Source organism: Pseudohongiella nitratireducens, from assembly GCF_001642735.1.
Lineage (GTDB): Bacteria > Pseudomonadota > Gammaproteobacteria > Pseudomonadales > Pseudohongiellaceae > Pseudohongiella > Pseudohongiella nitratireducens.
In genome coordinates this window covers 196023-208902 of the sequence record NZ_LWHM01000031.1, presented here as the reverse complement: position 1 = coordinate 208902, position 12880 = coordinate 196023, and the positions used below count along the sequence as shown (strand labels likewise).

At 54.5% G+C, this 12880-nt stretch carries 7 protein-coding genes; 4 read left to right on the top strand and 3 right to left on the bottom strand.

Features of this window, described 5'->3' with window-relative positions:
• Positions 1-101 precede the first annotated feature (101 nt).
• A complete protein-coding gene (gene panP, locus PSCS_RS11335) occupies positions 102-1748 on the bottom strand; it encodes a pyridoxal-dependent aspartate 1-decarboxylase PanP (protein ID WP_068812203.1) in 1647 nt (548 codons plus the stop codon).
• Between the two features lie 320 nt (positions 1749-2068).
• Here panP and PSCS_RS11330 point away from each other — a divergent pair, with 320 nt between their 5' ends.
• Positions 2069-4225 (top strand): lytic transglycosylase domain-containing protein, encoded by a 2157-nt coding sequence (locus PSCS_RS11330; RefSeq protein ID WP_158662856.1) that lies wholly within the window; start codon positions 2069-2071, stop codon positions 4223-4225.
• Here the strand turns inward: PSCS_RS11330 and PSCS_RS11325 are convergent, their stop codons facing one another.
• Positions 4226-5323, bottom strand: a complete 1098-nt coding sequence (locus PSCS_RS11325; protein WP_106387111.1) for a lytic murein transglycosylase — start codon at positions 5321-5323, stop codon at positions 4226-4228.
• 38 nt (positions 5324-5361) lie between these two features.
• Positions 5362-6678 (bottom strand): tRNA-queuosine alpha-mannosyltransferase domain-containing protein, encoded by a 1317-nt coding sequence (locus tag PSCS_RS11320; protein ID WP_068812201.1) that lies wholly within the window; start codon positions 6676-6678, stop codon positions 5362-5364.
• A 36-nt stretch (positions 6679-6714) separates the two neighbouring features.
• On the opposite strand from PSCS_RS11320, the gene PSCS_RS11315 reads away from it, so the two are divergent.
• The 3 genes from PSCS_RS11315 to PSCS_RS11305 all read left to right on the top strand — a co-directional run bounded on the left by PSCS_RS11315 (position 6715) and on the right by PSCS_RS11305 (position 12878).
• Positions 6715-8283: a class I adenylate-forming enzyme family protein gene (locus tag PSCS_RS11315; protein ID WP_068812200.1), complete on the top strand. Its 1569-nt coding sequence runs from the start codon at positions 6715-6717 to the stop codon at positions 8281-8283.
• A gap of 145 nt (positions 8284-8428) precedes the next feature.
• Entirely contained in the window at positions 8429-9055 is a 627-nt protein-coding gene (locus tag PSCS_RS11310) for an NUDIX hydrolase (RefSeq protein WP_068812199.1), read from the top strand.
• Positions 9056-9164: 109 nt separating this feature from the next.
• Positions 9165-12878 (top strand): DUF4175 family protein, encoded by a 3714-nt coding sequence (locus PSCS_RS11305; RefSeq protein WP_157885701.1) that lies wholly within the window; start codon positions 9165-9167, stop codon positions 12876-12878.
• The last annotated feature ends 2 nt before the right edge of the window (positions 12879-12880 follow it).

The window sequence follows — 12880 nt, the reverse complement described above, 5'->3', positions numbered from 1 at the left end:
TCAGGGAGAGCCGGTCTGGCGCAAAGCCTGGCTTTGTGCCAGACCAGGACCGCGACACAGGTCACGTGTATAGATTGTATAGGTGGCATTGCTGGTAGCGGTTAACAGGACCGAAAACAGGCTCTTGCCAGCCCCAGTATTGTTTTAACATCATCACGGGTCGCCGCAATCTGGCGCTGCTCTTCCAGCAGGTCGCTGAGAATTTCTGTATTGGTTAGCGGGTTGGCTAGCACGGCCCGGAAGACAATAATGTCGTCCCCATCATAAAGCGCCGGATTCAGGCGGGTGCGGGACACAAAGGATTTACCCAGGCCTCGCTGGATTTTCTGGATGCGCTTGGTGGCCTTGTTCAGTTCTTCATTTACTGCTCTTTGCAGGCTCTCTGGAGCCTGTGCCAACGCTTGTGCGATATCGGCCGGGACATACCGGTAGGTCAGGATATTGAGTTCAGGCTCACTGACTAGCTCAAAGTCATCACTTTCCCTGATCATTTGCGCGAAGGCACGGGCCTTCTCTATGCCCTGATCAATTAGCAGCTCATATCCCTGACGGCCAATAATATGCAACCCGGAGTGAACCAGGATCGCCATGCCGGGCCTGGAGCCTTCTACTGTATGACTCCCCAGATCTTTGGAACCCTTACGGATAATATACTCCGCGTGGTGTTCCACACTGGTCAGGGTTTTGGGATCACGGAATACCGCGATACCCGCGCCCATTGGGACATATAGCTGTTTATGAGCATCCAGGGTGACTGAGTCCGCCCTTTCAATTCCTTTGAGCAAGTGGCGGTGGGTCGAAGAGAAGAGTGTGGGACCACCCCAGGCAGAGTCGACATGAAAATGTATACCCCGTTCCGCAGCAATGTCGGCCATGGTGTCCAGCGGGTCGACACTGCCCGTTTCAGAGGCGCCGGCAATACCGACAATGGCCATGACACGAATATTCTGGCGTTTCAGCTCGTCGCACTTGCTGGCCAGGAGGTCAGTACGTACCTTATTTCTGTTATCTGTGGGTATGGCAATCAGAGATCGTCTGCCAATACCTAAAATGTCAGCGGCTTTCCCCAGCGAATAATGTCCACGTTCCGAGACCAGGATTGCCAGGCCCTGGTAGCCATGATGTTGCATGCCTGCTAACAGACCATCCTGACCCAGGCCGCGAAAATCACCACCGGGAGGCAGGGCATTGTTGCGAGCCGCCCACAGAGCGGTCAGGTTAGCGATGGTTCCACCGGAACAAAAGCTGCCCAGCGCATGTGCCCGGTCATGCATCCAGTGCTCATAGAAAGCTTCGTCGTTGTCATAGACCAGTTTGTGAATCATGCCTACAACCTGGCGCTCCATGGGAGTAAAAGCCTTTGAGGTTTCGACTTTTACCAGATTCTGGTTGAGCGCCATCATGATACGAGACAGTGGCAGCATGAAATAGGGCAGGGCCGAGGCCATGTGTCCAACAAAGCTGGGTGCAGAAATATGCACAGACTGGGCAACCAGTTTGTCCATGACGAACTGTATTTGTTCAGAAACAAAAGTCGGGTGCTCTGGGATTGCAGCAGAATCAAAGTCACTTTCAATATCTGCCAGGTCGCGTTCTGAAGCGACAATATGCTGCTGGAGAAACCCCGCCAGGTCCTGCGATAACGACTGGTCAATGCGCCCTAACGTGGAGTCAGGTGCTTCCGGTACAGTAAAAATACGGTATAAGGAATCCAGGCTAGCCCTGGCCAGTTTTTTGTCATCACTCATTCTGGGGCCTGCTAACTCTCATGCAATTATTACAGTTGGAGGTCATTTTTGGGGTCAGCAATGCCGCAGGACCTCACTGTCCAACAGGGTGCGCAGTATAGAGTAAATGTTCGGATAGTAAAATGCTCACAGGACGGGCAGTGTTAGCAGCAGGTTGACAGGTGAGGCTCTCAAGGGCAACATCAGCGAATTAATGGTGAATCGTTCATACGCATATGAGTGAATATCAAGGCTTAGGCTGTCTTTGCAATACAACTCGACGCAGTATTCGCAGCCATGTGATTAAAGCAGGTCACTTAAACCTTCTGGTTTTACTGGCTATGCTGCTGTGGCTGACTGCCTCTCCGGTTCATGCCCAAAACGCCGGTTTTAGCGGCACCGATCAATTACCCAGGCCTGCAGCCCTGGAACCTGCCATTCGTTTCTGGACACGGGTTTATACCGAAGCTGATACCAACAGCGGCTTTTTGCATGACGCGGTCAACCTGGCTGTTATATATCGCAAAGTCGACTATAACCGAAGGGAAATTGAAGCGTACCGCAACCAGATTCGCCAGGATCTTCAGGTATTGGCCAGCGGCAAGCGCGATGGCCTGACGCTGAATCAGCAACAGGTGCTCGATGCCTGGCCGGACGGGGTCGACAATGCGACCCTGGCGGAAGCGGCCGGCAATGTTCGTTTCCAGCTAGGACAGTCTGACCGGTTTATTGCCGGATTGATCCGCTCTGGCGCTTACCGTGAGCATATTGAAGAGGTCGCTGCTGAGCGTGGCCTGCCGATAGAGCTGGCAGCATTGCCTCATGTTGAATCCTCTTTTCATCCCGGCGCTTGGTCGCATGCTGCGGCCGCTGGTATGTGGCAATTTATCCGAACAACCGGTCAGCGCTTTATGCGCATCGACAATGTGGTTGATGAACGCATGGACCCTTATACTGCCACTTATGCGGCAATGAGCCTGTTAGAGTACAACTATAACCTGCTGGGTAGCTGGCCTTTGGCTCTGACTGCCTACAATCATGGTGCCGGAGGGTTGGCTCGCGCAGTGCGGGCAACAGGGACTGATGATATCGCAACCATTATTTCGCAGTACAAAGGCCCATCATTCGGTTTTGCTTCGCGTAACTTCTATCCGCAGTTTCTGGCGGTGCTGGATGTAGAGCGGCGTGCCCGGGCTCTGTTCGGGGTGCTGCATCTGGATGTGGCACCAGAGTATCTTTCGTTTGAACTGGATACCTACGTTGAAGCCAATGTGCTGGCCGATGCGCTTGGCGTCAGCATGGATCAGCTCAAATTTGACAACCCGGCATTGCTGGCTGTGGTCTGGGAGGGCGGAAAACGGATCCCCAAAGGGTACTCCGTTAAAATTCAACGCAACTCGGTACGTGGCAACTTGCAGGCTAGACTGAGCGAAATCCCTGATTCGCAGCGTTACACATTCCAGACGCCGGATATAAATTACGTCGTCCGCAGTGGGGATAGCCTGTCACTCATCGCCAGCCGTTTTGATACCTCCGTAGATCAACTGGTGTCACTTAACCGGTTACGGGACCGGCACACCATCCGCGTCGGACAAACGCTGTTGCTCCCGCATGATACAGATATGCTCACGCATACACTGGCCAGTAATGATGAAGCGGTTATCGGTGATGAACAGGTTGCTGCCAATGTCAGTAATTCATCAACGGCATCACTGTCTGGCGAAAATGAATACATAGTCCGTTCCGGTGATACTGTTTCTGGCATTGCCCGTCGATATGGCATAGATTCAGCGGCGATCATTGCTCATAATGGACTCGACAGCCGGGGCCGGATTGCTGTCGGACAGGCCTTGCAGTTACCGCTGAACCGACCTGATACTCCTGAGCCTCAGTTCTCTAGCGTCTTTCCGGATGAAGAAGCCCGTCAGCCGTTATTGATGCCAGCCAGTTATCGCCAGCAAAGCGATACAGTACCGGCCGCCGAAAACGAAGTGCTGGCAATAGAGTCGGATACGGTGAACGTAGAGGAGAGCAATGAGTTGGCTGAGGTTGCGCTGACGGCGGACCCCAGTGATTATTCTATTGCTGGCGATGGCAGTATCGAGGTGCAGGCATCTGAGACACTGGGACACTACGCTGAATGGCTCAATGTCAGCGCTCAGGAACTGCGACAGCTCAACGGCATGCGCTTTACTGACCCGGTCATCATTGGTCAGCGACTCAACGTAGATGTGGCCAGTCTGGACCAGGATGCGTTTGAGCTGCGACGTCGTGAATATCATTTGCAGCAACAGCAAACATTTTTCAAACAGTATCGTATTCGCGACATCAGTCGCCATGAACTGTCGGCGAATGAATCCATTTCCCGGCTGGCTCGCCAGCGTTACTCGGTGCCTCTCTGGTTATTACGACAATACAACCCTGACCTTGATTTCAGTCGTGTCAGGGTTGGTCAGACCATCGTGTTCCCCGTTGTTGACCGTATTGATGGTGCTTGATTAATTATTGATACCCGCAATGGCATCGGATAACAGCCCCACTGTCAGCGCATAACGAAACGCAGGGTTGTATCGCATAATGGAGCAGAAGTTGCGATAGACCAGATACCCTTGATCATCCCCTTCGTCCGCTATTAATAATGCAGCGGGAAGATTGCGTGCGGGCAATGGTGAACCATCGGAACGGCGGACGCCCAGTTGCTGCCAGTCTTCAAGTGGGCGCCAGGCCCCCATCGTACGATAGGAACGGCAAGTGCTCTCTGGTGTCATGCCCGCACTTTGCGGTGCCGGCAATGATTGCTCTCCTCCTGATGGCAGGCTGACCGGTCGCCCCCAGGTCTGATCATCACGCCACCCCGTGGACTTGAGGTAGTTGGCTACCGTTGCAATAACATCCGGGCCCATGCTCCAGAGGTCAATTTTACCGTCTTCATCATGATCGACTGCGAGATTCAGATAACTGCTGGGCATGAATTGAGCGATACCAAGCGCTCCGGCCCAGGAGCTTTTCATCATTTCCGGTGTGGCAAAACCCTTGTCGACAATTTCCAGTGCAGCCAGCAGTTCACGTCGGAACATGTCGCCGCGCCGGCCATCAAAGGCCAGTGTTGCGATAACACTGAACAGTGGTTCCGTAATGGGGAAGGTGCCGTAGTTACTCTCCAGGCCCAGTATGGCGACAATAAAGCGCGGCTGGACGCCATACTCAGCAGCGACCTCCCGGATCATGCTGCCCTGGGTCTGCATTAAGTGCCTGCCAGCTTCTATCCGGTTGGTATTAACCCGCTGCAGGTAGCGATCGTAGCTGTTATCGAATTCTGCCTGGCTACGGTCCGCAGCTACGACCCGGCGTTGCTGTTGAATGGTGGGTATTACCTGTTCCAGCGTGTTCTCGCTAATACCCGCAGAGAGGGCTTCTTCCCGAAACTCTGTCAACCATGCCTGGAAAGCAGCTTCTTGCTCAGCACTGTCAGGTTCTGCCCCTGTGTCCTGAGCAAGGACAGCAAGCGGGGCAGTGAAGGTGGCCATGATCAGGCAGAATGAGCAGGTAAAAGTAAGCAGAATGGAAAGTGGACGGGGCGTTTGCGATGAGAACATGAAGTTTTCTGGTCCTTGATTCGGGTGATAGGGGCTGATTATAGCAGTTTGTTCAGGTGATCCAGCCAATCAGCTCGGCAGTGACTTGCCCGAACAGCAGTCAGGTCAACAGCGGGCAGGGCTGATGATGATGCCTGCCGGGCTGCCACAATGCCAAGAATCCGCTCAGTGGCCGATGCCGCCTGTTGTTCAATAACTCCGCTATTATCATAACGGTAGTCGGGGGGGATAAATTCCGGGTAGGCCAACGCATCAGGCACAACAGGCAGGCAGCCCATGATGCAAGCCTCTTGAACTGAAAGTCCCTGGAAGTCATGCAATGCGGTGGAGAGCACAATGTCCGCTTCGCTGAGCTGCTGCAGATAATCATTCCGGTTTTCCAGCCAGCGGTTAATGCCTGGCGTTATCTGTTGCGACTGGTAGTGACTTTCCAGCAAGGAGTCGAGCTCGGCAAACTCATCAGGGCGCTGCCTGAAGCGCTGGCCCAGCAGGTGCAAACGAAAAGGCAGATTACTTTGTACCAAACGTTGCACGATGGCCAGCAGCAGGGCAGGACCTTTGTCGAATTCATGGCGATGATTCCAGACAATTTCCAGCGGACTGGTATCAGTCGGGTGGGAACTCTGTACATGAGGGGTAAGGGTGGTAGGGGGCATCAGGGGTGAGCTCTGGGCGTCCGGTGCGCGAGCAGATAAAGCGGCTTCAAACAATGAGTCGGGTAGCGGCACTGGCTGGACTTCCGACTTGCGAGCCATTAATTGACAGATACCCGCTGGCACATGGTCCGGTAATTTCCGTAACAACTGTTCGCAACCACTGAGGAAACTTTGGAAGTTCCATTGGCTGTTAAACAGCACCTGGTCTGCACATAACGCGCTGTAAATGCTCAGCATGGCAGCCTCAACGGATTCGGACGGAATGCCTTGCGCGGATGTTGGCTCGCCTCGCTTGCCTTTCCTGCTCGGTTTGTCGTTCGGTCCGGTTTTCATGCCGTTTGCGGGATAGGCAAACTGGTTCTCATGAAAGTACACTAGAGCAGGGACGGCCGTGAGTGCAGGGACGAGTCCGCGTAAGCCACTCAAATCAGTCAGTGATGTACAGACCAGCAAATCAAAGTGACGGCTGAGTATATCCTGTTGCTCAAAGGCCCAGCTAAGGCTGTTGCCCCGCACTCGCCATGAAAAATAACGGGGTGGCAAAGTCAACACTGTCCAGTCAAACTCTGGAAACATGGCGACAAGGGTCAACCGCCACTGCTGGTGGCTATAGGCATCGTAAGGGCTGAGGAGCAGTATCTGGCGCCGGACCGTGCGTGCGCGCGCAGCGGGTTTTTTGGCAGGATGGGGGATAGTCATGCGATTTTCACAAGTAATGAATCAGGGAATGATGTAATGCAATCTAATGATGAACAGTATCTGGGTCAATCGGTAGAGCAGATTCTGCAAACACTGCCGGCAAAAGTGAGCTCAGCGGTGAGTTACTGGGCTGAACATGCGCCAGATGCACCGGCAATCAGCGATCACCTGGGGCGTGACTTTAGCTATCGGGAGCTGGCCGGAGAAATCAGTGAAAGTAAGGCTTTTCTTGCTCAACAAGGTATTGAGGCCGGTCATCGTGTCATGCTGGTAAATGAAAATTGCGTACCATTGCTGGTGGCGATTCTGGCACTTAGCGAACTGGGTGCCTGGCCCGTCATCGTCAATGCCCGTATGGCCGAGGATGAAATTGCGCGAATCGCTGGACATTGTCAGCCTGTGGCTGAGCTGTTTTTTCTCGATTCCGAAGCTGCCAGTCGTCACTGGAAACGACTGGATACCTCAGGCGTGACCGATACGATTTCCCTGGGTGGCGGCCAGGCAGGCATGGTGATGCATGACGCCAGTGACTCCGGTATTGAGCCAGAGCCAGGGATGGAAGACGTGTTTTGTCTTATCTACACCACAGGCACTACGGGGGCGCCAAAAGGGGTGATGCTCACGCATCGCAATATCATGTTTATTGCCGCGATCAGCGGTGCGTTGCGTGGTCTGAGTCAACAGGATCGTATTTATCTGGTGTTGCCGGTCTCGCATGTCTTTGGCCTGTCTGCCGTCTTTCTCTCGGCACTGCATTATGGGGCTCACTTTGTGGTGGCGGATCGTTTTGATCCTGAGATTATGACCCGGACGATTCGTGAACAGTCGGTGACCGGCATCTTCGGCGTCCCGGCCATGTATGCCAAGCTGACGGATTATATTGCCAGTGCCGGTCTGTCAAAACCGGTCGCTCCCGACCTGCGCTTTATGTATAGCGGAGGCGCACCTCTGGACCCGGCCATAAAGCAAAATGCGGAGTCGACTTTCGGTCTGCCGTTACTCAATGGTTACGGCATGACTGAAAGTGGCCCTACCATCTGTCAGGTGCGTCGCTTTGACAGGCTGGCTTCCAGCAGTGTGGGGCAGCCCTTGCCCGGGCTGGTAACGCGAGTGCTGGGAGCCGACGGCAAGGAGGTCAGGCGAGGCGAAATTGGTGAATTGCATGTGCGCGGCCCCAGTATCATGCCCGGTTATTTCCGTAATCCCGAGGCAACCCGGGCGACACTGGATGAAGCGGGTTTTCTCAATACCGGTGATATGGTCTGGGAGGATGAGGCAGGCAATCTCACTATAGCTGGCCGCAGCAAGGAACTGATTATTCATTCCGGGTTCAATGTATACCCGCCTGAAGTGGAGGCTGCGATCCTGGATCATCCTGATGTGCTGCTGTGTGCGGTTGTGGGTGAGACCGTGCCAGGGAATGAAGACGTGGTTGCCTGGGTACAACCCCGGCCGGGTTGCCAACTGAGTGAGGCGGGCCTGCTTGCTTTTTTAAAGCCCAGGTTAACGGCTTATAAACGACCGTCACGCGTTCATCTGGTATCGCAATTACCAACAGCCCCTTCGGGTAAAGTTCTTAAGCATAAACTGGGTAAAGCAGATTAATGTCATGGGGAATTTGGTTACTGAGTGAGTTTTTCTGAAAATTGTAAAGATTCGTCAAGAATCGTTTACTGCCGTTGCTTGCTTCATCGTGTGTAATTGTTTAGAAACAGGTAGGCAGATATAACAATAATGAGATTCGGGCACTATGAATCGAGCTCCGGCGAATCCAGCTTCGACGAACCCGGCACCGGCAAGCACGGTGATATTGGTCAGGCAATCACCCGCAGGCTCTGGTCATCTGGAAACCTTGCTTCTTCTGCGTAACAAGCAGATTGCGTTTGGGGGGACCTGGGTGTTTCCGGGCGGTTGTGTTGAGCCTGATGATTATCCGCAGACCCGTGATAGCCAGGAGCTTGTTGATACTGACAGGGCGTTCCTGGCCGCTATCCACGCAGCAACCCGGGAAACGTACGAGGAAGCCGGGTTAACCCTGTCACCAGACGCGTTATTCAGTATTGCGCACTGGACCACTCCCGCTGGATTCGCCAGACGATTTGCGACCTGGTTCTTTTTGTGTCCCGTTCATGAGCAGACTGAGGTTCGCGTCGATCAACAAGAGATACTGGATCATAAATGGGTAAGACCAACCCTGGCCCTGGCTGAACATGACGCCGGGAAACTGGCTCTAACACAACCCACTCGTCACACCCTGGAAACACTGCAGCACTACTGGAGCCTGGATACATTATGTACAGACCTGCAAGCGCGTAAAATCCATGTCTATCCGGAAAATTGTGATCACTATCGCGCGGTGAAACTCCGCAGACTTTAATTGGCCTGCTTCGCTCAAATGAGTCCGGCTGCCGTCAGATTCCCTTGCGTCACAGTGCCTGATGATGGGATAGTTGAAGAGTCGGCATTACAATAACGATGAGCTGCCTATGGGAATTTCCACTGACACAGACGTTGAAAGCGGACATCAGGTTGGCCAGATGCGGGTGACCCTGGCCGGGTTGCGTCGTCGTCAATGGTTATTGGCTCTGTTCGTTCATATTGCGGTGGCTGCCGGCGTTCTGTTGCTGGGGTTGACGGCACTCGCCGTGCTTGCTTCGGCATTACCTTCCGGCCCGCTCTGGACCGCATTGCTTATCTCCCTGTGGATTATTCTGCTGCTCGGCACGGTGACGATTGTCACTGCCAGACTGATACGCACGCGTGCTGATGACCAGGCAATCGTGCGCCAGATTGAGAAAGAATTGCCGGATTTCGAGCAACGCATTCTGACTTCCATGGAGTTTTCCAGTACGGATGACCTTGCCTCACGTGGTGTTTCGCGCCGCTTTGTGGAAAAGCTCTGGGAAGATGCAGAAGATCATCTCAAACAGCGTCATGAATTGATTCAACGCCAGGTCAGTGACAGTAGAGCACCACTATTGATTGTGGGCCTGGCCGCAGCCGGGTCTTTAACACTGGTGATGTCTTTGCTTAGTGTTGAATTCCTCCGTCTGGGGGCGGGGCGTATCGTGTGGCCTTTTGCCGGGCCAGCAACGCCTGACCTGGTCACAGATGCCACTCCGGCCCTGCCGGTTAATCTGGCAGTAGAGCCAGGGGCCATGCGGTTACAGCGTGGAGACCCTGCCAATATTTCGGTTCGTATCGAGAATGCCATCCCCACGCAAGTGACCCTCTGGGTGCAGGGCGACCAGGTTAACTGGCGCGAATTACCCATGCAGGAGCAGGGAGCCGGCAGTGATAGCGCTGTTTATGGCTATGAGCTGGCGTCAGTCGAAGATGATATGCGCTATTACGTGACCGCCAGCTTCAGTGCCGGTGTCGCGGATCCGGCGCAAAGCCAGGAGTTCGATATCAGCGTGTTTGATTTGCCGCGCGCTGAACAGATTGACCTGGCGTTCGACTACCCTGATTACACCGGACAAGAGGATGACAGCAGCGAGGATACCGGTGATGCGTTGGTACCGGAAGGCACGGAAGTGGCCATGCAGTTGCAGTTCAATAAACCGGTCGCCAGTGCATTTTTACGCCTCGAAGATGGTAGTGAACTCCCTGTTAATGTGGATGGCGACACCGGCGAGGTTACGCTGACAGCCGAGACAGATATGTCTTACCAGGTGTTTGCCAGCGATTTCGAGCAATTGCAAAGCGAAGATCCGGAGCCCTGGTATATCCGGGTGATTCCGGATATGCCGCCCGAGCTGGCCTTGATCAGTCCCGGTCGAGACCAGGATGTGATGCCCTTGGAAGAAGTGGTTCTGGCGATAGATGCCAGTGATGATTACGGATTGACGGCTTTCGACCTGCACTACAGTGTAATAGGCAGCGAAGAGCAACGGGTAAACTTCCTTCCCGAACCAGGGTTGCAGAATGTCAGCGGCAATCAATTGGTCTATCTGGAAGATCTACAGGTTCAGCCAGGCGATTTTGTCAGCTATTACCTGACACTCTCTGACAATAATGGCCTTGATGGCCCACAGGAAGTGGTGTCGGACATCTACTTCCTGCAGGTCATTCCAACAGACCAGGTGTTTCGAGAGTCGGCTGGTGGTCAACAGGGCGGCGGAGGCATGGGCGGGAACGACAGCTCGAGCGCTCTCGTGACGCTGCAGAAAGACATCATTGCGGCGACATGGAGGCTCAGGCAGCAGCAGGCCGAGTTGAGTGCTGAGCAGTTCAGTGATGATGTGGCGGTAGTGGCAACATCCCAGCGAGAGGCGATGGAACGGGCATCGATGTCGATTGATCGCCTGTCTGAGCGATTGAACTTTGCTGATGACAGTTATGGTAACGCGGTGACCTATTTGCAGCAGGCGATCGAGCAGATGGAGCTGGCGGCAACAGACCTCGATGGCGAAGCCCTGACCAGCGCCATGGCACCTGAGCAGCAGGCCTTGCAATATGTATTGCGTGCCGAAGCAGAAATTAATGAAACGGATGTTAATTTTCAGCGCACTGCTGGCGGGGGCGGTGGTGGCGGACAGCAACAGGAACGCGAAGATTTGCGTGAGTTGTTCGATATGGAAATGGGGCAGAACGAGAATCGTTACGAAAACCCGCGCCAGGCAGGTCAATCCCAGCAAGCCAGCGAAGAAGCGAGTCGCCTGGAGCAACTGGCTCGTCGCCAGGAAGGCTTGAGTCAGGCACAGCGAAACCTGTCGCGCCGCCTCGACCAGATGTCTGAAGAAGAACAGCGACGCGAACTGGAGCGGTTGCGTCGGGAGCAGGAGCAGCTGACTCAGGAGCTGGCGCAACTGGAACAGCAAATGAGCCGGCGACGCCAGGCGCAAGGTAATCAGTCCGGGCAGCAGCCATCTTCGCCAGCCAACAGCCAGGGTGGTCAACAGGGCGGTCAGAATGATGGTCTGGCTCAGGTCAGGCAGGCATTGCAGCAAATGCAGGATGCCTCAGAAGCAGCAACACCTTCACAGGCGGCGGCACGCAGTCAGCGTGCTGCGGAAAGTCTGCGACAACAACAACAGCAGTTGGCCAGTGAGGGGGAACAAGCGGGTAATCAACTGGTCCAGTCTCTGGCGCAACGTGCTGAAGCATTACGACAGCAGCAACAAAGCCTGCAAAGTGAGTTGCAGGATCTGAACCGCCAACAGGGTGTGGGGCAGTCTCGTCAGTCCAGTATGAATAACGAAGATGTGCAACGGTTGCTTAGTGAACGCCAACGCCAGCAACAGGAACTGGAATCCCTGGAAGAAATGTTACGTGCGGTGATTGCCCGTGCCGGTAATGATGAACAGGCATTGATTCGCCAGGCTCAGGAAGCCAATCGTGCCATTCGCTCGCTGGAGGAGAGAATGGAAGCCAGTGGTCGGGTGTTGCGCAACGGCATGGTTAATCTGGCTGTTGATATTGAGGAAGAAGTGGATGAGTCCATGCAGTCCCTGAGTCAGCAGTTACAGGCCTTGCAGCCAGGTGCGCCGGGTGCAGGGCAGCAGGGTCAGTCAGCCCTGCAACAGGTAGCCGGTGATGCCAGTGAGTTGCGCAACCAGCTTGAAGCATTGCGCGAAGCGTTACAGAACAACGGCCAGCAGGGCCAGCAAGGGCAACCCGGTACACAGAATGGAGAGTCTGTCGCAGACATGCGTGAGCGTCTGGCCCGGTCTCAGCAACTGGCCCAGCAGGTACGTGAGCAACTCGATCCGCAGGCACAGCAGCAAGGTGCTGGCACGCAACGGGGGCAGCGTGCCAGTCAGTCGCGTCAGCCTGGCTCTCAAACAGGTGAGCAGCCAGGTGGTCAGCGAGGTGAGGCAGCTGCACAGGCAGGCACACAGGCTGATAGTGGGAATGCCGGACAAACAGCTCGCGGAGGCCAGCAAGGTGAAGGTATGCCGCAACAGCCCTGGCAGGGCCCTCAGTTTGGTGACGCGGCGTTATGGGGTAATGCCCGGTCGGTCAGTGACGAAATCAGCCAGCAAAGTATTGAGGATTTTCTCAGCCAGCCAGAGCTGCTGGAGTCGATTCTGACCCCACTGGTGGAACTGGAGTCACAACTGAGAGCGGCCGCGGAGCTCTCGGCAGTCAGCCAGCGTTTGTTTAACGTCTCCGAGGAAGATATACCAGAGCGGTACCGGGATCAGATAGAGGATTACTATCGGGCCCTGTCAGAAAACGGAGGCAGTGCGCAGTAAAA

Bases quoted from the DNA above. Each gene is read 5' to 3' on its own strand.
- panP (WP_068812203.1), bottom strand. From the start codon at position 1,748: ATGAGTGATGACAAAAAACTGGCCAGGGCTAGCCTGGATTCCTTATAC.
- PSCS_RS11330 (WP_158662856.1), top strand. From the start codon at position 2,069: ATGCTGCTGTGGCTGACTGCCTCTCCGGTTCATGCCCAAAACGCCGGT.
- PSCS_RS11325 (WP_106387111.1), bottom strand. From the start codon at position 5,323: ATGTTCTCATCGCAAACGCCCCGTCCACTTTCCATTCTGCTTACTTTT.
- PSCS_RS11320 (WP_068812201.1), bottom strand. From the start codon at position 6,678: ATGACTATCCCCCATCCTGCCAAAAAACCCGCTGCGCGCGCACGCACG.
- PSCS_RS11315 (WP_068812200.1), top strand. From the start codon at position 6,715: ATGCAATCTAATGATGAACAGTATCTGGGTCAATCGGTAGAGCAGATT.
- PSCS_RS11310 (WP_068812199.1), top strand. From the start codon at position 8,429: ATGAATCGAGCTCCGGCGAATCCAGCTTCGACGAACCCGGCACCGGCA.
- PSCS_RS11305 (WP_157885701.1), top strand. From the start codon at position 9,165: ATGGGAATTTCCACTGACACAGACGTTGAAAGCGGACATCAGGTTGGC.